The following is a 20,449-nucleotide window of genomic DNA, read 5'->3' on the forward strand; positions in this document are numbered from 1 at the left end:
CGTGGTGCTGGCCGCCTTTGTCCTGACCGTCACGCCGGAACTGCTGCGCAGCTTTGCCGAGTATCGCGTGCTGCTGTTTGGCGTGTTGATGGTGGTCATGATGATCTGGCGTCCGCGCGGTTTGATCCGCATTAACCGCAGCGGCTATGCCGTGCGTAAGGGTGTCGCGCCATGAACGGAACCATATTACGCGTTGAGCACCTGATGATGCACTTTGGTGGGATTAAAGCGTTAAATGACGTCAACCTTGATGTTCAACGCGGGTCGATTACCGCCCTCATCGGGCCTAACGGCGCGGGGAAAACAACCGTGTTTAATTGCCTGACGGGCTTCTACAGGGCATCCGGCGGCACCATCTTATTCAACACCCGCAGCAGAACCACCAACGTGATTCAGGTACTTGGTCAAAAATTCCAGCCCGGCGACTGGATAAACCCGGCCCGGCTAGGGTCGCGTCTTTTTTACAAAATGTTCGGCGGAACACACCTGGTTAACCGCGCGGGCCTTGCGCGCACGTTCCAGAATATCCGCCTGTTTCGCGAGATGTCGGTCGTCGAAAACCTGCTGGTTGCACAGCACATGCGTGTAAACCGTAATCTCCTCGCCGGTGTGCTCAACACCCCCGCCTATCGTCGGGCGGAAAGTGATGCCCTCGATCGCGCATTTTACTGGCTGGAAGTGGTGGATCTGGTGGATTGCGCCAACCGCCTCGCGGGCGAAATGTCTTACGGTCAACAGCGACGCCTCGAAATTGCCCGGGCAATGTGTACCGGCCCGGAGATGATCTGCCTTGATGAACCTGCCGCTGGCCTGAACCCGGTGGAAACGCACAAGTTAAGTAGCATTATCCGTTTTCTGCGCGATCACCACGACATCACGGTATTGCTGATTGAGCATGATATGGGGATGGTCATGGAGATTTCGGACGACATTATTGTACTCGACCACGGAGACGTCATTGCGCGGGGGAAACCAGAGCAGATACAGCACGATGAAAAAGTGATTGCCGCCTACCTGGGCACCGACGAGAGCGAGGTTAACCTGTGAGCGAAACGATGCTGGAATTCCGGGAGGTGGACGTTTTCTACGGCGTGATCCAGGCCTTGAAACAGGTTTCCCTTGAGGTCAACAAAGGCGAAACCGTGGCGCTGATTGGCGCAAACGGTGCAGGAAAATCGACGCTATTGATGTCTATCTTTGGTCAACCCCGGGTCCGCAATGGGCAGATCCTGTTTTGCGGAGAGGATATCAGCCATAAATCCACCCACTACGTCGCGTCCGGCGGTATCGCCCAGGCGCCCGAAGGACGGCGTATCTTTCCGGATATGACGGTGGAAGAGAACCTGCTGATGGGGACCATCCCGATAGGAAACCAGTTTGCATCTGAAGATATGCAAAGCATGTTCGACCTTTTCCCCCGCCTCAAGGAGCGGCGTAAACAGCGTGCGATGACCATGTCCGGCGGAGAACAGCAGATGCTGGCGATTGCGCGAGCCTTAATGAGCCGCCCTAAGCTGCTGCTGCTGGATGAACCCAGCCTGGGGTTGGCCCCTATCGTGGTGAAACAGATTTTCCAGACGCTGCGCGAGCTGGCACGCAACGGGATGACCATTTTTCTGGTTGAGCAGAATGCGCACCATGCGCTGAAGCTTTCCGACCGTGGGTACGTGATGGTCAACGGACAGATCCGCTTGAGCGGCAGCGGCGAGGAGCTGCTGGGGAACCAGGAGGTCAGGAAGGCGTATCTGGGCGGGGTTTGATTTGATACAAGAATACCGTTAAAAATATTTTCATATATATAACAATGACTTATTCACGTAAGATATAGCACGCAATGCCTTGAGATGGCCTGAGTTTGTTGATTTATTAGTCTCTGACGATCGCGTCAAACTCACTGAAAAGGAGCTTTCAGAATGGCTATACCCGCATATCTTTGGCTTAAAGATGACGGAGGTACAGACATCAAAGGGTCTGTTGATGTTCAGTACCGCGAAGGTAGTATTGAGGTTCTTGGATTTGGACATGGCTTACACCTTCCTACTGATAGCGCAACCGGAAAAATTACAGGTACGCGAGTTCACTCCGCATTAAACTTTGAAAAAGAATTCGATTCATCAAGCCCTTATCTTTATAAAGCGGTGGCGCAAGGGCAAACGTTACAATCAGCGGAATTTAAGTGGTACAGGATTAACGACGCTGGGCAGGAAGTTGAGTACTTCAATATGTATCTTGAAGGGGTAAAAGTGGTTTCTGTGTGCCCCGTTATGCACGATGTGAAAGATCCTGCGACTGAAAAGCACAACCATCTTGAAAGCATATCTTTGCGTTATGAACGCATCACCTGGAAACACTGCGACGGTAACATACTATTTTCTGATTCCTGGGCAGAAAGATGATTCGTTGCTATTTTCATATCAATAACGGACAACTCTCTTCGTTAAGTTGTCCTGGGGTTGGTTTCTTTGCTGCCTACTCAGGCAATAAAGGGAAGCACAGGAACAATCCAGACTCAATAGCAATCCCAAAAAGGGGACCTCTTCCGCCGGGGAAGTACTATATCGTCACGCGCTCGCGGGGAGGATGGAATACAAGACTTAACGATTTGTATAAAACGGTAGAAAGCGGTTCAGATCGCAATCTGTGGTTTGCCCTTTTTCGCGAAGATGAACGAATTGATGATAGTTCGTTTATTGGCACGGTCGAGCGAGGAGCATTTCGTCTGCACCCTGCAGGCCATAACGGAAACAGCGATGGATGTATTTCTATAGTTTCGTTATCCGACTACATGATTCTCTGGAGGGCGCTCATTAAATCGCCACCAGTCATGGTTACAGCCCAGTTGAGGGCGTTTGGCACAATACAGGTATATTGATGAAACCTTTGTCTCAGGTACTTATCTGGTATGCAGAACTTACAACCCTCTTCATTTTTTATTCTGTGTTTTGCTATTTTATGCCCGATTTGGAGATTTATGGATGGTATGTAGAAAAATATGGCTATGTCATGGAGGAAGACTTTCTTGATTACTACACGTTGGTTTTATTCACAGTTGCGATTTTAACCACTACTTTAATCATCTGGATAGTTGCGCTACTGCGTCAAAAACGGTCGAAACGAATGGGTAAAAACGCGGTTCCAGACTCTACTCGATAACGATTGTAAGATCGAAATGTGAGAAGCCTTCAGATCAAAAACCTGGAGGCTTTTCTTTTTTAACTGAAAGAAATCAAACAATTGATATTCTGAAGGCATGCAGATGCAATAAAAAAACCGCCTTAATGGGCGGTTTCACGACACTGCTTATTGCTTTGATTATTCTTTGCTTTCCCATGGTAGCCGGAGTGGGACTTGAACCCACACAGCGCGAACGCCGAGGGATTTTAAATTGTAGCAGGATCAATGGGTTACATAGCAGAGCATTGCGAAACTTTGCTATAATTGTTTACTCATTTTACTGTGATTGTCAGTAAATAGATAGACTTGGATAACGTTGAGCACAGACAAAGCACAGGAGAACAGTTTTGTGCCTGAGAATATTTTAAAGAATGATGATGTGAAGCGCCATGGGGCTACTGGCGTTGTATGATGATGTGTAATCTAAGTCTTCAACTAAGAAAAAGTTCGGTTTATTCAACAAAGCCCCGCTATGAGCAACCCATAACACACTCGCGGGGCTTCGATCATGAACTCAGTGGACAATTTAACTACTCATGTGGCCTTCCATTTCTCCATGTGCGGAGAAATAGATTTTGCTGCGCACATACTCCCAGCATTCAGGCTTCTTCGCCCACTCTGAAATCATCCTGCCATTCGCGGATTCGTTCAGAAGACTATTCACCCGATGGGCTAAGCTGACAAGGCGGTTGCCCATCGTTTCCTCAATGCCCTGTTGATTCCAGATCTCTGCCAGATCTGTTTGGTTGCCATAAAGATGTGAATAGGCGGCCACGGTATAGGCGGCAATATTCGCCTTAAATGCGGGGAAAAGTGAATTAATCAACTTATAGGCTTTCTTATAAATAATGGCCTGCGCGATGTAACTTTTAAAACTCTCAATATTCAGTTCATCCCCATAACGCTCAGTATCCTTGTCGATCATCGTCATTAATGCGGCAAAATTCTTCTGTCCGCCGAGGCTGACTAAATCCGGACGCTGGAGCCAGGCACAATGATATTTTGCGAAATCTGTTTTCGTTATCCGGCGAGAGGCAGGAATCGCGTCTTTTAACCGTTTGATTCCAGAGGGTGTTTTACCTTCCCGTTCCAGCATAACCTTATAACTGCCGTTCGCTCGCTCGTAAAACCAACGGCTGTATCCGTCCGGGCAATACACCGTGTTTGCCATTTTTTCCAGCTGTACATGTACCGGTCGATTGGCTGATAGATCGGAAATATTGACTTTATTCTGGCTATTCGAGAAGCGCGAAATATCCGCAATTAGCATCTCTTCTTGTGCATTATTGGTCTGTTTCAGCACAATGACTTTTGCGGGTACACGCACGTTACGCAAATTGGTTGCCGGGAATTTCTTTTTGGTGAAAAACATAGAAGCCGTCGTCTGCCCACCGTTTACAATCTGCATCCCCTGCATCCACGCAATACCAGGACCACCTCCCGGCGCTTCGCCAAGCCTGACCTGATCGGCAACAATCACAATGCCGTTGTTATAAGCCATAAAACGCTCAGGCTGCTCGCGTAAAGTGTCACGAATCCCTTTGTTGACTTTCCCCGTCTGGCTTAGAAATGAGCGAACGTTCGCTTCCAGAATCCGGTTGCCATATTTTTCATAGATAAATCGCAGCGTCTCGCCCGGAACCACCGTCAGCGCATAATCATATTCACCCATTTCATCCGGGATCCAGACACAGGGGAGTGCCCCCCCCGCCACCTCATCAAAATTAACCTGCAGTTCGTCGCGTGGCTTACCTTCCTGCCAGTGGTTAAACAGGCGGACAATGTCCATAACCTCTAATTTAATGGTTTTACCGGCCACATCGCGGGACTGATACCAGCGGGTTTTCACCTGACCATCGGTCAGAACATAAATTCTGATTTGCTCCAGTTCCGCGTAGGACTGTTCGATGGTCGTCACCAGTTGCCAGGCATCATTGGACTGATCGAGCGTGGTTGATAATTTACCGTCAACGCACTTCTGCAAAAATTGAATGCAGTGACCGGCAATCGCTTTTGTCTCAGCATCCGGAACGTGACAAAGCTCGTCGCTACCGTGATAAATGCTGACAAAAAGGTCGAGTTGCTCGCCATCTTCTGAGAAAGCATAACCGCTGAGACGCACATTGTGTCCACTGACTTTCGCCATAAAGTGACACGTCTCGGCATCATCGAATGTCATGCCGATTTCGGCCATATGACGCATAACAATATCGGTAAAAATCAGTTCCGGAAAAGGCGACTCAACCCCAGGCTGAGCCATTTGATCCTGATATTCCTTGCGAATCTCATTCTGCGTTTGACGTAAAAAATCAATAAGTTCCATGCGGTAATCCTGCAAAGTCTGACAAGCAATGGTTAAAATTTTGAGCCTGAGGAATAAGTGTTTGGAGTTCGAGTTGATAGCACGCACTCACCACCGGCAACGGGACATTGGCATGCGTCAAAGAGGGAAAATCCGCTTCAATCGGAAGTGCAAACGCCTCTGTCAGCAAGAGATGACGTGTATAGAATTCAGCATGTTCAGTGAAATATCCGACGTGACAAAGCGATCCCTCAAAAAGACAGGCCGCCGGAGCGTTTCCCTCAAACCGCTGACGAAGACGGTAAATGAGGTCATTCAGGGTCGCGCCGGTGGGATGCTCGCTGAAGCGCAAACCGCACAACATGAGCGAGCCAGGCCGCTGCCAGTCCAGTTGTTCAAGCGCGTGGATGGTTACGCAAAAGCCCTGCTCTGCGGTGGTGCTTTTTACCTCAATGGCGCGTTCATCAAGTTCAAAATCCTGTAGGCCATGCTGCGGTCCTACCCATGCTTCGACTGCCGTTGACGGCGCAAGACCGCTCTCGATTAACCGCTCCAGACACGTCAATTCCCCGATTAACCCCACTTCTTCTTCATGACTGAGTGGACGGGTATCACGCTCCATAAACGCCTGCCATAAACGAATCCGACGGAGCAGGGTTTCAAACAGACGCGGTTCAGAAACGTTCAGGAGCGAATGGAGAATATCCAGAATCATCGTTGTAAAGACATCCGCACTCCCCGTTTGCTGACGACGGATCATCAAACCGTTCTGCCGCCCCTCCTCTGTTCCGGTTGTTGCGGTCATCTCAACGCGAAATCCTTTACAGGACGGCAGCGCCGTCGACCCCGGCGAAAGAGGATGAGGAAACACGGCAATCAGCATTTCTTCGTTATCAGGCTGACGACGCCCGGCATGAAAGCTACAGCCCCGGTGCGTAAAAAGCCGAATCCCGCGCCAGCCCTGAGCGCCGGGCTGTTCGTCTATCTGAGATCGATCTAAGGCTTTCCAGGCCGCCAGCAGATCCTCTTTACTCAGCCGCACCATACTCTTGCTCCCACAGTACGTTGTTCACTTTGTACTCCACCGTTACCCCACTGCGGCTTCCCGGAAAACTGATGCCAAAAGCCACCACCGGCAAGGCATCGTCCTGATCCGCTACCGACAACGCCTGTTGCGGGTCCAGTAAGTAAATGAGCAGTAGCCCTTTTTGACGCTGTGCCGGGATGTCGTTTATGCCAAATCCTTTGATCCGACGCAGTACTACGCCACCAGGAATGACGGGCTCCTCTCGCCCTTCATTGCGTCCGGGATCGGCATGAAAAATACGCTGCGTTTCAGCCAACGCGGCAAGCCAGGTCGATTCATCGCAGTCAATACCTTCATCGCGTGGGGAAAGTAAACGGCCAATAGAATAGCGGTCAGTGACCCCCTCAGACGCTTTACGCATCATAAGCGGGACGGGGAAGCCACAGACAGCATGATGACGATCGACGCCCCCCCCTATCACCGCCACCGTCCATTGTGTGAGTTCATCAACACGATTCATCCGCGTAATGAAATCCGCCAGCAGTTTGCTGTTGGCTTTCCTGGCCTGAGAGTGGGTTTCATATTCCGTTAAGAAATCAATGATCGGCTCGGGGGAGACGTTTTGCCAAATGACCCCTTTCCATTTTTCAATCTTCTCAGCGCGCCGTCTCTCAGGGATCGGCGCGCCAGAGCCGACACGCCCGGTCAGATGCTGGAAGGCCTCGTAGTTACGCTTGTGGTACTCCGGTTCTTTAAACAACGAAATCGTTTCGACCACCGTGCCACTGAAAGAGAGCCATAGTGAGCGCGCGCTACGCATTTTTAAGGGGGATGTCACCATTAACACGGGGTGTGATTTCACTTTTAGCCCGAAATCACGCGGGGTTCCGCCGCTGGCGACCATATTGTCAAACTCTTCCCGCAGCTCTTCTGAGGCATCCGCAATATGCTCAAACCATTCAATCAGCTCATCGGTGGTATACAGCCGACACACATCCAGATATCCCTGTCGATATCCAAACCAGCGCCCCATCTGCATTAACGTGTCATACATGCGGGAGGCGCGTAAGAAATAACTGGTGCATAACCCCTCAAGCGTTAGCCCTCGAGCCAGTTTGTCTCCGCCAATCGCAATGACTTTTAAGCCTGTCGCACTGTCCGAATAATCAAGCGCATCCTTCGCCGTTCCGTTTATCATTCGTACTGACACGTTTTCGATCACGGTATACAGCTTGTCGACGATCTCCCGCCACGCAAAGGCGTCGTCCGGAATCTGCTGCGGCATGACGTCGCGAATCGTCTGACCAGTCGGCAAAAAGTCGGCCTGCCAGAGTGATTCAAGCTGATGTAAAAAAGGCTCGTGTCCAATCCTTCGCGTCAGTCGCTGTCTCACGTCCTGAATGTAGGCGTCAATATGCTCATAAACGACCGATTGCACTTTATTGAAGCGGGTCACATGGACCAGCATCGAACTGTGTTTATCTCCCTGACCGCGTAATTCTCTGACACAGCAAGCCAGCAAAAAGCTATCGATGGCGTGTTTTAACGAGTCCGGGAAATGGGTTAGCGTATCGAGCGTGGGATAGTGCGAGCTCTTATGAGAAACCGGCATCCACCCTCTTTTTCCGTCATCGCTGCAATGATCGCTCACCCGCCTGATCAGAGGCAGTTCACCGGTCCGCCCTTCCGCGGCGGCCCGACCAAATACCCTCGCCGGGCCGATGTAATTAGAAGGTGCGCCGAGGTTAATGATAAAGGCGGAAGGGAACAAATCCGGGCCTTCATCACGCGTTTCATTGCTCTCGTGAATAAAAATATTGGCAAAGGGCGTGGCAGTATAGCCGACATACGCCTTACGGCTGAACTGCATCAAAAGCTTACGAATCAGGCTATTGATTGCCGTTGGCTGATGTTCAGCATCCGGTTTTCCATCGTCATCGTAGACGATTTCCCCCGTATCAACTGAGGCATTATCCGCTTCATCATCAATCATCAGCAGCGGTAATTCCGAAACAAAACGCTTTCCGGTGACTGGGTCAACGCTGGTGGCAACATGGTTCTCAATCCAGGTATGCAGGCGTTTCAGAATAGATTTATTTTTCTTTACCACGAACAGCCAGGGCCGTTGCTCGGGGCTGATTCCCAGATTCTTAGCCACTCCGGCACTGAAGTCGCCCTTTTCAGATCGGTTGGTGACGTAATTCGGACGAATGACGGGATCGCTATCAATATCGCCTACCCCAATGATGGTCACTTTTTCTCTGAGTGGACTCGTTTCGTAGCCAAGAAATCCTTCATCAAGACGCATTTGGGTCTGAGAGCGAAGGTTATTATGCAAGCCAGCAAGCACAATGATTATCTTATATCCCGCATCCGCGGCTTTACAGATTAGACCGGTATAGTGGCTGGTTTTCCCCGACTGAACATGGCCGACCACCAGACCACGCCGGTCCCAGCGCCCTTCCCGCCCTGGCTGCTCAAGTAATCCCAGAACACGATCCGTTGAACGGTCAAGGGTATCCAGGACTCCCCAGGGCATCGTTTGACCAAGCCATTGGCGATATCGATGCCAGTAGCGCCACTCGCGTTTCGCATCTGCTGTCAGCCAGGGTTGATGTCCTTCATCATTACTCAGAGAAGTATCTTCGCCCATCCAGATGCTATAACGGCGGATCAACTCTTCGACCAGAGTCTCCCGGTTTTCAAGACGGCTCCACTCCGGTTTCATCTGACAAACCATGTCAATATGTTGGCGCAGAATGCCAGGGGTGATCGTGCTTTTATCCTGGCCTTGCAGGAGCGTTTGCACAATCTGCAATACACTCAGTTGCGTGTCATCCAGGGGATTCAGACTCATAGCGATTTCTCTTGTTGATCGTCGGGGAGTTGTGCAATTAATTCGGGATAATTATCGAAAGGTTCCATATTTTGCAGATGCTGTTTCGCCAGCGCCGGTGACATAGCCTGCTGACCAACCAGGGTCTGGTACATGACCTGCAATACAGATAACACCTCTGCGGGTGGCACGGTTTCGAAGCCTGTCCGCGGCGTCTCTTTTGTCTCAGCCGTATCAAGCCAGATTTGCTGAACTGGAACGGTTTCCTCAATCAGTCTTAGCATGGCCTGAATTTGTAGGGATAACTCACCAGCCTGCGAAAGGACATTGCTGATGACAGGATGTTGTAACGAAATCTGGTAACGAACACCTGATGACGTCTTCTGCGCCTGCCAGAGATAAACGAGTTCCTTGCCGGGCTTGCGCTTATTCATTTTCCCGCGTTTGGCAAATGTCCTTACCGCACGATCGCGTGTTGATTGCGCCAGCTGAGTTAACCAGGGACGCAGCGAAACCGGCGGGCGCGCCATCGATTTACGAATATCAATCTTCCAGTCTATGTCGGCATCATTAGGGATATCCAGACGGATCCGCGCAAGACGGTGGGTTTCATCTTTCGTCCAGGTCCGGGGATTTCCAAGTCCAAGCCAGTTGCCCGCCACCAGCAATCGCTCATTCCGGTATACATAAAATCCTTGCTGAGCCGTCCAGCCTGCCGGTCCTTGAGCCTGTTGATACTCCTGCGTCGTCAGGTGATCCTGATGCGGCAGAACATGACACTCCACCTTCACGGCGGGAGCGCCTGGCGCCATTGCCGAAGGCGAATGCCAGGGCTTGGAAGGATGCCCGCTGAGAAAGGGATCCCAGGCTTTAATTTTGCGACCATTGAAGGTGAGAGTGAGTCGGGGGGAGTTCCCCTCAAGGAATCGGTGAAATACCATCGCCAGATGTTGTTCAACGCCATCCATCAGATTGAGGAAATCTTTCTCACCGTAGCCGGGGGGGACAATTCGGTCTAAAACGTCCCACAGCACCACCGTACCATGGGAGTCAGGTTCCGCATTTGCTAACGCCTCCTGACTCCCTGGGTCAGCACCTTCAAGCAAATACCAACCGTCGTCCGTACTAGCGGCGAGAATGTCCAGATCCCACCGCAGGATGGTCGTTATCCCCTCTTTTTTAGAGGAGACCGTCAGGCGACGACATTGCGAAAAGGAGGCGGTTTTGAGTCCAAGACCGAAGCGGCCCAGATCGTGTCCTGGACGCTTTGTCAGCGGGTTTTTGACCCCCAGCCGCATCGCAACATCCAGTTCAGCGGCGGACATACCGCAACCATTATCCCGAACCACAATATAGCTATCCGACTCACGCCAGTGAAAAGTCAGATCGACCTTACGGGCACCAGCACTGATGCTGTTGTCGATGATATCAGCCAGTGCGGTGGCGGTGTTGTAGCCGAGCCCTCGCAGAGCTTCGATCATAATGGCTGCATTCGGTGGTGCATGGCGCATGGTCGTCATTCTTCTTCTTCCTTCATCTCGCTCAACGCGGTTTCCCACTGTTCGACGAAGCCGCCTAATTTCGATGCCCGGCTGCGATGACGGAGCTTACGGAGCGCTTTGGCTTCTATCTGACGTATCCTTTCTCGCGTGACATCAAACTGTTTACCCACCTCTTCCAGCGTGAAATCTTGCGTCATACCGATGCCAAAACGCATTTTTATGATCTGTGCTTCGCGTGGCAACAGCGTATCCAGAACCGATGAAATATGTTCTCTTAACTCCAGAGACTGAACGGGAGTACTGGTGAAATCCCTTCGGGTCAGCAGCGCGTCTCCCGACAACGCTGCTTCGCGGTCCTGAGCATCGTCATGAAAATCACCAATCAACGCCGTCTGTTCTTCATATTTAGCCATACGAAGAAGTTGACGCTCTGACAGGTCGGTCATTTCCTGCAACAGTCTGAGGGTGGGCGTCATTCCCTGGCGATGCAGCAACTGATCCCGACTGCTCCGCCAGCGCCTGAATTGCTCATAGAAGTGAACGGGTAAACGAATAAGCTGCGCCTGATCGGCAATCGCACGGGTGATCTTCTGGCGGATCCACCAGGAGGCATAAGTGGAGAATTTGAATCCACGCCGATAGTCGAATTTTTCAACGGCCTTGATCAAGCCCAGATTACCTTCCTGGATTAAGTCCTCGATATCTAATCCACGCCCGCAGTATTTTTTCGCAATCGCTACCACAAGACGTAAATTGGCGTGGATTAATCCCTCCCAAGCGTCTCTGTAACTACTGACATACAGACTCACATTATGGCATTCATCAGGGATGAGCGTTTGGGCGCGCTCGACTATCTGTTGCAGGTCACGGTACTCCGGGCGAGGGATATGATTATCCTGGTACTCTTCAGCCTTCCCACTTCTCAGCAGAATGAGCAGATCGTTAAAGGTGATGGCATCATCGTCATCGTCATCGGCTGCGGAAGAGATTTCCTCATCCGCTTCTTCCGCGTCGTCTTCCTCTTCAGTAATCTCAGGCGATGTCGCGGGGAGGCAATTCGGATGCAGTAACTGAAGATATTCTGCTTCGGGTAATCTCGCCAGGATCGTCATCAAGTTGATAAGCGCCGTATCCATGCGCTGCCCGAGTCGCTCCTCCTTTGTTTTATCGACGACATCCCATTGGCGAATGTCCACAAGATAACGTTCAAAGATGCTGGACTGCCGCAATGCACCGAAAGCGTCAAACCAGGGCTCAAGGTCATCACTCGCCGCTAATTCCCCACAGGCATCACTTTTCGGGAAAACATCATCGACATCCACAATCAAAGGTAAGTCCTTGATCAATGCCTCTACGCTGACCCGGAATTCAAGCCACGGCATTCCGAAATCATCTTCCCCGGCAGACCGGATGTCATGAACAGAGACACGACCGGCGTCCAGTGCGCTAGTGAGCAACGTTGAGAAATGGGGATAATTTTGCGGAGAGTGAGAAACTGGCGTCGGCGGGCCAGGAAGCGAGAGTTCGATATCTATCCATTCAGCGGAGTTATCAATCGGGCGATAGCGGGATAATAATTGCTGAGCCTCAGCGGAAGCGTGTCGTAATGCCAGATTATCTTCGGCGGGTTCCGATTCGATTTCGGCATCCCAGTGCATAAAATCCATTGCGTCTTCGGTTTCGGGAGGTTCTGTTTCAACAGCGGCTTCAATTACAACCTCAACGTTTGCCTCATCATCTAGCCCCCCAGCTAGTAGCTGCCCGGCAGGCGGAGGAGATTGCCGATAACGAGCTAACAGATCACGTAGCGTTTGCTCCTGCGCGAGATCACTGGCGCGAAACCCGAGGTTGTTTTGATGCTCAACATCGACACCCGAACACAACAACATTTCGCAAATAGCGAAATGCCCATTCTGGGCCGCAATCATCAATGGGCTATTTCCAAGAGAATCTCGTGAATCTTTCGGCAATCCCTTACTGAGATGAAACTCCACCACGGAGGCGACTCCGCTTTTTAGCGCCCGAATAAGTAAAGGGGGGATGCGATAAAACTCAGAAACAGAGCGATGCATGTTGACAGCCTTTCCATGTAAACCACACCCGCGGAAGTGCAATCTATCTTATAGGGAGAAAATCGAATTTGGTACTGTATATATAATCAACATATCATTTTTGGTGATCTTCATCGCCAATTGGGCTTTGATGAAAAAATCGAGCTTTTTGCTGAGCTGAAGGACCTGTTAAAGCGTTTGCTGACAACACATTTAGTCATGTAGGAAACCAGAAGTTCAGAGCCACCAATTGGCACACCTACAAAAGCCCTTCTCAACTTTGGCTCAATGGATTTCTGGCTGGATGACGAGGCCATTAGGTCTCATATGAATGAAGTGGTTTACTGAATTTGGCCAACTGAGCAGAAGTGCTTTACTCACCACAGAACAACACAGGTAAGTCCCCCTCTCACGGCACGGAGGCCTACCTGTCCTTTGCTATATCTATATGACTGCATAGTTACGAGTTTGACTGGAAATCTTCGATTATCTTCTGATTGTAATCATCCAGATACTTTTGCAGTTCATCCCTGTCGATCAGTCGTACCAAGGCTGACTCAGCTAACTCTTTAGCTGAGCGTGTGAAGTAGGAATTAGTCACAACCATCGCCTCATCACAACCATAGAACGTTTTAGCAGAGATCACCTGCTGCACCGCAGAGTTACCTACAGAACCAGAATAATTTTTCGCCTGAATAACAATATTCTTACCAAATCGAGTGACGAAAAGATCTGCCCCCTGATCTTGCGTTCTCTTGGTTTCTTTGACGTCATAACCCATAGTCTGGAATATTTCCACAAGGAAATCTTCGAACTGGAAACCGTCCATTGCATCAACTAAATACATGGTGACGAATTTATTAGGGTTAAAATGCTCAAGGCGTGTAGCTAATCTATCAACCAGAATATCAAAATAAATACGTTCACACACAGCCAAGTATTTTTTAACTTCATCAAATAAAACCAAAGGGACACCAGGTGTGGCCTCCGCTTTTTCATTGAATTCTACTGATGAGAACTCTATCTTATTACTCCATATATAGAATAGAAATAATGAAAGATCTGCCCGAAAAGTAGTGCCCGCTTCCTCAATCCATTACTTCAAGGATTCAGTAAGTGTAGATTTAATATGCCGTTTAACTTCCTTAGCGAAACCATAATAAAGAGCGTTAAATGACGTGGTAAGGAGTAATTTATCTAATAGCTCAGGTAACTCCTCAAGCTCATTGAACCCTTTTCTGACCAACACCTCACGGAAAAGTTGTAATTCGGAGTATGTGCCATTATCTGTTGTGAAATCTGCTTCAGATTTATTATTATGTGAGAATCTGGAAGTGTAAATGAAGTTAGTAAAATATGGATCTTTTAAATTGGAATATTTTTCGAGAACATTTTCAAGCAATTGATTAAGCTGAGTTTGTTCTTTCTTTTTCCCAAATAGATCTTTAAGAACACCCTTTGAACGATACTGAAATTCGGGATAAAACGATGGATTCAATGGTGTCATACGTTGTATATCTATTGCTTGTGAGGTCGATGATGCTGAACCCCATGCAGACGTTTTTACAGGCGAAACTCCACTACACCATGGACAATTAATCTCAAAAGTCGTTCTACTGCAAGTATCACACTGATAAATCATTTGAATATTCTCCTTTTATTCCATATCTGTCTATTCGGCGCTTCAATTACCAGCCTAATAATCCACAATTTAAAAAAGATCGTCATCACTCAGTCATATTACTTTATGTTCTTATTTTTGAGTCCATCCACTTAGTCATATCCTTAAGAAGAACCAGTGCATCTTTTTTGCTTCTCGTATTCCCCCAAAAACTCAGTTCAAGCACTTTCCCCTTCCCAGTAATTGATACTTCGTAGTCCTCAGGGCTAGCTGTTGGAATGAAATCTCCAGTACTTAAAGCAACTCTTATTTCTTCTTTTAGTGCATTAACTTCAGGGTAATCATCTGAATGTATCCAGCCATATACGTAGAACTCAGCTTCGTCTCGTCCATCCTCTGAAGGGCGATAAACTAACGTAATTCCTGTTTTACCTTGCCCCCAGCATCCCGGCATCAGATGAATTGCTTTATAGTAACCCTTCCAGTTATTAATACCTGTTGCAATATGAATATCAGGCAATACCTCTGAGATAACCGATTTAGCTTCCTCGGTGATAGCATTTTGGTACATTTCCAGCAATTGTACCGATTTTATCAAAGCCGTGAAATTTTCAGTGACAAACTCCACATTTTTATCAGATACCTTATCCATACTAACCTCACTCAATTTTTTAAGATGACTTAAAAACTCCTGATAAAAAACAGTCCACTTGCAGAACTCTTGATTCATCATCTCCAACCCCAGACGTCGGATGGCGGTTTCCAGCAGCAGTGAATAATTGATAAGTTGCCAACCGGCTACGCCTTTAGCGCAGTTACCATCAGGCTTTAATATACAACGAAATAGATTTTGATTGTTGCCGCCGTAACTATCAATGAGACTTACATAGCTGGGAAAAGGATTATATGTATCAGCCAAAACTTTATGCTCAATACCTATGATGAATTCATCATGTCTGATAAGAATATCAAGATATTTCCCATCCTCTGTTCTGGCCTCTCTCATTAATTCCAGAGAGGTGAAATCAATTTCATCAACATCGAGGGAATCATCCAGGCAACATAACAATGCTTTTAGCAACCATGGCGGCACCATTTTCTGGGCTCCCATAAACAAAGCCATCAAATCCGTTGTTGGGTTTTCGAGATATCCGGAACCTCCCAATTCAAAAAAATTGAATTCAACATCATCCTCAACCGAGATGCCTTTCAGTTGTTCAATAAATTCGATAGCCAACGCTTCAGAATGCAATTCAACCTCCCTTTAACAATCATGTTTACTATGCCATTTGTTTGATATTTTAGTTATTGAGAACTGTCACTGTTAATCAATATCTATACACAAAAAAATCAAACATTATTCATTAATCCTCTTTCGGGTAATATCTATCTCTATCGCCATTTTAATTTCATCTTTCTGGGATTCTATAATCCTTATATCTTTTTCCATACTTTCAATTAAAGCATTAAGTGTCTTTCTTTTCTCAGGGTCACTTTCATACTTTAACTTTATCTCCGGCTCAATCATTTTTATTCTTATCGCATGAATTTGTTCGTTAAGATGTTTTGTTTTTTCATTTATTATTCTGTTTTTCTCATTGAACCAGTGCATGCCTTCATTAAAACGTTCCAGCCCGGCATTTGTATCATTGAGCATCCTGGCTACAACATTTGATACTTCTCCTGATTTACTCTTTCTTTTACCGAGAAGTTTCATTAATAATCCAGAAACAACAATCACCGGAATAGCCACATAAGTTAAATAGACACCAACATAGCTGACAGTTAGTAATGTCAGGACATAAAGAATCAGAGTGGTATAAAAAATATACTTTGATACTGAATACATAACTTCCCCGATTAGTTTCTAAATTAGAATAAGCCCCAAAATCACATATCAGCCAACAGCATCCCAGCCATCCCATCCAGTCGTTTCTTGACCTTTTCCCACCCCGGCATAACTTGCCCCATCAGACGGTAAAACTCTTCACTATGGTTGTGCTCAGCAACATGGCATAACTCATGCAGCAAGACATAATCGATGCATTCTGAGGATGCCTTAACCAGCCATGGATTCAGGGTCAGACAGCCTTTCGCAGAACAGTTACCCCATTGCGTTTGCATCGCCCGCAAACGTATCGGCGGACGCTCACTAACCCAAAGGGTCTGCGGTATCAATAAATCAAGCCTGCGTTGAAAGACATCTCTGGCGCGTTCCCGATACCATTCAGCCAGCAACGCTTTGACCTTTTCTGCCGATTTGTGTCTGATCGTCACTTCCAGACGCCCACGCAACATTTTCACTCGTTGCGGCACAGTAGGGTCTTCTGTCACTTTCAACTGATATTGCTTGCCAAGATAGTAATGGCTTTCTCCACTGACATACTGACGCGGGACAATGTGTGTCTGTTGCTCCCTGAAATCACGCAGTTGCTGATATATCCAGCGCCCTCGTTTTTTCAGCGCAGACAGCACTTCCTGCTCCGGTGTTTCTGGCGGTACAGAGGCCACAACCCGACAGTCAGGATGAACCTTGATGAGCACCCTGCCCTTAACAACCTGACGCGGAATACACTGTACGGTGATGACCTCATCACCATAAACAATGCGTAACGCTTTCATTGATGGCGATTCTTTTTCACTCATGATTTCATCAAACCAACACGCAGGATCTGGATGATGGTTTCCACAATACGGTTCACCTGGATCATTCCAGCCCCTATCTCCCGGCAGGACGTAAACAGCAGCGGTAAAATATTTGTCTTGACCGCTTTCTCTATATCCTGAGGGTTAAGGGAATTTTCTGCCACTGCTTTGACGATAATGCTGTCCACCTCAAAGGCCAGCTTGGTCCACTTCTCCTGCACCTGAACATCGTTTACCGCAAAAACCTCAGGTAGCTCTTTTTTAAATACTCCGTAATACGCCTGAGCATGCTTGTTTACCGCCAGCGCATCCGGGATATCGCTGAGCTTACGGGCTTCAACTTTTTCTTCAAACTCACGGAATAGGAGATACTGTTTTAGTGGATGGTCGAATAGTTTTTCTGCTTCTTCGATAGCCATGCGCAGGAGTTTGGAAAATGCCTCCTGAGCGTACGGGTCATCACGCAGCCCCTGCTCAATCATCTTCGTCACACGGGTTTTAATGATGTCGGTTTCATTGCGGGTTTTATTGTTGTCCCACTCTTCGGGTTTTTCGCTCTTGCCCATTTTACCGACTTCATACACGCCATCCGGTTCACGAACCTCAACGCCGGTGACATGCTTATCCAGCAATTTTTTCACCTGCTCCGCGTAGTCGTCATAATTGACCTGCTCGCCGCTGACCTGCATTGTCCACTGGCGCAGACTGGACATCTGTTTTACGGTTTCTTTATAGAGATTTCGGTCTTGTTCCGTAAAGCTCTTGTCGGTGAAGAAGGTAGCGGACTGCAGTGCCACTTTCAGGCATCCGGCAAAGGCCGTTAACGCCTCGAAGAAATCATCACGGGTTTTCTGATGGATATCGACCATCTCTCCGTCACGTTCTTCCATTTTAGGCACCAGAACTGCACGTAACTGCTCAGTATCATTTTTGTTTTTAACACCGGCAAATATGGCCCACAACTGGTTATACAGATGCGGCAGCCGCTTGTATTCAGAACTCATGGCGCTGTACAGCCCGTCAATATCCTTGATGTCGTATCCTCCCTGAGTTCGGGAGGCGAGATCCTGATATTCACCGATCGTCGTGTCCAGTTCAGCCAGAATGCCGCGATAATCAATCAGCAGACCAAACTTTTTCAGTGGATGCAGTCGGTTCACCCGCGCAATCGCCTGGATAAGGTTGTGGGACTTAAGCGGCTTGTCGATATACAGCACGGTATTCTTCGGCTCATCAAACCCGGTAAGCAGTTTATCAACGACGATCAGCAATTTGAGCTTATCATCTGTATCGAAACGGCTAATGATATTACGGGTATACACAGACTCATCCTGCGTGCCGACATTATCCTTCCACCATTTCGTCACATCCGGCAGTTTGCTTTCATCCACCTCGGTATTCCCTTCCCGGGTATCCGGCGGACTGATCACCACCGCTGATTCAAACAACCCGGCTTCATCAAGATACTTTTTATACTTAATTGCGGAGATTTTGCTGTCGCAGGCAAGTTGCCCTTTCAGCCCCTCATCAATATTTTTCGAGAAGTGGGTAGCAATATCTAGTGCGATCAGGCGGATGCGGTCATCTGCACTGTAAACCTCACCTTTACGGGCGTATTTACGCTTAAGGTCGGCTCTTTGCGCTTCGCTTAATCCATCGGTAATACGGTCAAACCAGGCATCTATTGCCCGATCATTTACCTCAAGATCTGGAATACGTTCCTCATAAAGCAGAGGCGTTACGGCCTGATCTTCTACCGCCCTCTGCATGGTATAAGCGTGGACAATCGGCCCGAATTTATTGGTGGTCTTATCTTCTTTCAGCAACGGCGTACCGGTAAATGCCACAAAGGCGGCATTTGGCAGAGCCAGTTTCATTCGCACATGGTTCTCACCGCCCTGGCTGCGGTGACCTTCATCAATCAAAACGATGATGTCGGGGCTGGTATTGACGCATTCAGGCAATTTTGTCGCTGAGTTAAATTTCTGAATAAGGGTGAAGATAATGCGTTCTTTACCGGAACCAATCTGCTGTGCCAGTTTCTGGCCAGAGGTTGCCATTGCTTTGGCCTTATCATCCTTCCCGGCCAGTTCTCCACCAGAAGCAAAAGTACCGCTGAGCTGCCCTTCAAGATCGACACGGTCCGTCACCACCACAATGCGACACTGTTTCAGGCTGTCATGAAGAATCAGCGCCTTACTGAGGAAGACCATGGTGTACGATTTACCGGACCCCGTGGTATGCCAGATCACACCACCTTCCCTGCCCCCGTCCGGTCTGCGGGTGCTGATGCGTTCCAACAGTCTTTTAATCCCGAACACCTGCTGATAGCGGGCGATAATTTTCCCGGTCTTTTTATCAAACAGGGTGAAGAAGCGGGTCATCTCCAGCAGACGTTCCGGCGAAAGCAGGCTGATAAGCAGCTTATCCTGTCCACTGACAGCCAGTTCACCAGCGGCGATTAACTGCTGGTACCAGTCGAGATCGGCTGAAGGACGATGATCAAACAACGCATGAATTTGTTCAGTCGATAACTGATGGTTGCGCAGAGCATACATCTGCGCGTCAGTAATATCTTCTTCACGCCATGACGCCCAGAATTTCATTGGCGTATGGCAGGTACCGTAACGACCGTCATGCCCGTTAATCGACAGTAATACCTGGCTGTAGGCAAACAGCTGCGGGATTTCATCGTTGAACTGGTTACGGATACTCTGGGATATTCCCTCGTCAATGGTTGGCCCTTTCTTACCGTGACCTGCCGGGCTTTTCGCTTCAATGACAGCCAGCGGGATACCATTAACAAAACAGACAATATCCGGTCTGCGGGTTTCGACGCCGCCTGACCGTAATACCGTAAATTCTTCAGTAAAGTGGAACTGGTTATTTTCCGGATGCTCCCAGTCAATCAACGCGATGGTGGGGCTGACCTTCTTACCATCAACGAACTCCGTAACGGCGATTCCGTAGAGCAGATGGTTATACATCCGCTCATTGGCTTTCAGAAGCCCTTCGTTCAGCGCCGGAGAACAGACATGCGATATCAAGTTATCCAGCGATTTTTCCGATAACTGGCAAGTTTTGCCACCCGCTATAAAAGAACGCGTCGACAACACCTCAAGCAGAACCGGACGCAGCACTACCTCATCCTGTTTATAGCCCCGGTAATCCATAATCTGTTTCGGGGATAAAAACGTCCAGCCGAGGCTGGTCAGTAACGTCAGTGCCGGGATTTTGGCGCTGTATTCTTCCTGGAATTTAGGAGTGAAGTGAGCCATAAGTTAACCCGC

14 protein-coding genes and 2 pseudogenes are annotated in these 20,449 nt (G+C 48.5%); 6 read left to right on the plus strand and 10 right to left on the minus strand.

Annotated features, from left to right (window positions below):
* The 6 genes and pseudogenes from K5E19_RS06490 to K5E19_RS06515 form a co-directional block, all read left to right on the plus strand.
* A pseudogene (locus K5E19_RS06490) lies at positions 1–175 on the plus strand (branched-chain amino acid ABC transporter permease); the annotation flags it as partial.
* Positions 172–1,047 (plus strand): ATP-binding cassette domain-containing protein, encoded by an 876-nt coding sequence (locus K5E19_RS06495; RefSeq protein WP_221550439.1) that lies wholly within the window; start codon positions 172–174, stop codon positions 1,045–1,047. The pseudogene K5E19_RS06490 and the gene K5E19_RS06495, both read left to right, overlap by 4 nt.
* Entirely contained in the window at positions 1,044–1,760 is a 717-nt protein-coding gene (locus K5E19_RS06500; protein WP_221550440.1) for an ABC transporter ATP-binding protein, read from the plus strand. The genes K5E19_RS06495 and K5E19_RS06500 overlap by 4 nt, the downstream gene beginning before the upstream one ends.
* Before the next feature lie 153 nt (positions 1,761–1,913).
* A complete protein-coding gene (locus tag K5E19_RS06505; protein ID WP_221550441.1) occupies positions 1,914–2,396 on the plus strand; it encodes an Hcp family type VI secretion system effector in 483 nt (160 codons plus the stop codon).
* On the plus strand, positions 2,393–2,872 hold the full coding sequence (locus tag K5E19_RS06510) for a DUF2778 domain-containing protein (RefSeq protein ID WP_221550442.1): 480 nt from the start codon (positions 2,393–2,395) through the stop codon (positions 2,870–2,872). The genes K5E19_RS06505 and K5E19_RS06510 overlap by 4 nt, the downstream gene beginning before the upstream one ends.
* Positions 2,872–3,153 (plus strand): hypothetical protein, encoded by a 282-nt coding sequence (locus K5E19_RS06515; protein WP_221550443.1) that lies wholly within the window; start codon positions 2,872–2,874, stop codon positions 3,151–3,153. The genes K5E19_RS06510 and K5E19_RS06515 overlap by 1 nt, the downstream gene beginning before the upstream one ends.
* A 547-nt stretch (positions 3,154–3,700) precedes the next feature.
* Here the strand turns inward: K5E19_RS06515 and mzaE are convergent.
* The 10 genes and pseudogenes from mzaE to K5E19_RS06565 all read right to left on the minus strand — a co-directional run bounded on the left by mzaE (position 3,701) and on the right by K5E19_RS06565 (position 20,437).
* Positions 3,701–5,497 carry an MZA anti-phage system associated AIPR family protein MzaE gene (gene mzaE / locus K5E19_RS06520; RefSeq protein WP_221550444.1) on the minus strand — a complete coding sequence of 599 codons (1,797 nt, stop codon included), beginning with the start codon at positions 5,495–5,497 and terminating at the stop codon, positions 3,701–3,703.
* Positions 5,484–6,521 (minus strand): MZA anti-phage system associated PD-(D/E)XK motif protein MzaD, encoded by a 1,038-nt coding sequence (gene mzaD, locus K5E19_RS06525; protein WP_221550445.1) that lies wholly within the window; start codon positions 6,519–6,521, stop codon positions 5,484–5,486. Before mzaD ends, mzaE begins: the two co-directional genes overlap by 14 nt.
* A complete protein-coding gene (mzaC, locus tag K5E19_RS06530) occupies positions 6,505–9,360 on the minus strand; it encodes an MZA anti-phage system associated Z1 domain-containing protein MzaC (RefSeq protein WP_221550446.1) in 2,856 nt (951 codons plus the stop codon). The genes mzaD and mzaC overlap by 17 nt, the downstream gene beginning before the upstream one ends.
* Complete coding sequence (gene mzaB, locus K5E19_RS06535; protein ID WP_221550447.1) at positions 9,357–10,859, minus strand: MZA anti-phage system associated ATPase MzaB; 1,503 nt, start codon at positions 10,857–10,859, stop codon at positions 9,357–9,359. The genes mzaC and mzaB overlap by 4 nt, the downstream gene beginning before the upstream one ends.
* Entirely contained in the window at positions 10,856–12,913 is a 2,058-nt protein-coding gene (locus K5E19_RS06540) for a sigma-70 family RNA polymerase sigma factor (protein WP_221550448.1), read from the minus strand. The genes mzaB and K5E19_RS06540 overlap by 4 nt, the downstream gene beginning before the upstream one ends.
* 439 nt (positions 12,914–13,352) lie before the next feature.
* Positions 13,353–14,534 (minus strand): annotated as a pseudogene (locus K5E19_RS06545) (restriction endonuclease).
* 103 nt (positions 14,535–14,637) lie between these two features.
* On the minus strand, positions 14,638–15,765 hold the full coding sequence (locus tag K5E19_RS06550) for a PD-(D/E)XK nuclease family protein (protein WP_221550449.1): 1,128 nt from the start codon (positions 15,763–15,765) through the stop codon (positions 14,638–14,640).
* A gap of 105 nt (positions 15,766–15,870) precedes the next feature.
* Positions 15,871–16,230, minus strand: coding sequence for a hypothetical protein (locus K5E19_RS06555; RefSeq protein WP_221550450.1), 360 nt, complete (start codon positions 16,228–16,230; stop codon positions 15,871–15,873).
* A 173-nt stretch (positions 16,231–16,403) separates the two neighbouring features.
* Complete coding sequence (locus K5E19_RS06560; protein ID WP_221550451.1) at positions 16,404–17,159, minus strand: M48 family metallopeptidase; 756 nt, start codon at positions 17,157–17,159, stop codon at positions 16,404–16,406.
* On the minus strand, positions 17,156–20,437 hold the full coding sequence (locus K5E19_RS06565; protein ID WP_221550452.1) for a type I restriction endonuclease subunit R: 3,282 nt from the start codon (positions 20,435–20,437) through the stop codon (positions 17,156–17,158). The genes K5E19_RS06560 and K5E19_RS06565 overlap by 4 nt, the downstream gene beginning before the upstream one ends.
* Between the last annotated feature and the right edge of the window lie 12 nt (positions 20,438–20,449).

It is taken from the genome of Enterobacter sp. RIT637, from assembly GCF_019718755.1.
GTDB lineage: Bacteria > Pseudomonadota > Gammaproteobacteria > Enterobacterales > Enterobacteriaceae > Enterobacter.

What these genes read in the sequence shown, in the direction of transcription:
- K5E19_RS06505 (WP_221550441.1), top strand. Translation starts at nt 1,914, where the DNA reads ATGGCTATACCCGCATATCTTTGGCTTAAAGATGACGGAGGTACAGAC.
- K5E19_RS06565 (WP_221550452.1), bottom strand. Translation starts at nt 20,437, where the DNA reads ATGGCTCACTTCACTCCTAAATTCCAGGAAGAATACAGCGCCAAAATC.
- K5E19_RS06555 (WP_221550450.1), bottom strand. Translation starts at nt 16,230, where the DNA reads ATGAAACTTCTCGGTAAAAGAAAGAGTAAATCAGGAGAAGTATCAAAT.
- K5E19_RS06540 (WP_221550448.1), bottom strand. Translation starts at nt 12,913, where the DNA reads ATGCATCGCTCTGTTTCTGAGTTTTATCGCATCCCCCCTTTACTTATT.
- mzaD (WP_221550445.1), bottom strand. Translation starts at nt 6,521, where the DNA reads ATGGTGCGGCTGAGTAAAGAGGATCTGCTGGCGGCCTGGAAAGCCTTA.
- K5E19_RS06560 (WP_221550451.1), bottom strand. Translation starts at nt 17,159, where the DNA reads ATGAGTGAAAAAGAATCGCCATCAATGAAAGCGTTACGCATTGTTTAT.
- mzaC (WP_221550446.1), bottom strand. Translation starts at nt 9,360, where the DNA reads ATGAGTCTGAATCCCCTGGATGACACGCAACTGAGTGTATTGCAGATT.
- K5E19_RS06495 (WP_221550439.1), top strand. Translation starts at nt 172, where the DNA reads ATGAACGGAACCATATTACGCGTTGAGCACCTGATGATGCACTTTGGT.
- K5E19_RS06515 (WP_221550443.1), top strand. Translation starts at nt 2,872, where the DNA reads ATGAAACCTTTGTCTCAGGTACTTATCTGGTATGCAGAACTTACAACC.
- K5E19_RS06510 (WP_221550442.1), top strand. Translation starts at nt 2,393, where the DNA reads ATGATTCGTTGCTATTTTCATATCAATAACGGACAACTCTCTTCGTTA.
- mzaB (WP_221550447.1), bottom strand. Translation starts at nt 10,859, where the DNA reads ATGACGACCATGCGCCATGCACCACCGAATGCAGCCATTATGATCGAA.
- mzaE (WP_221550444.1), bottom strand. Translation starts at nt 5,497, where the DNA reads ATGGAACTTATTGATTTTTTACGTCAAACGCAGAATGAGATTCGCAAG.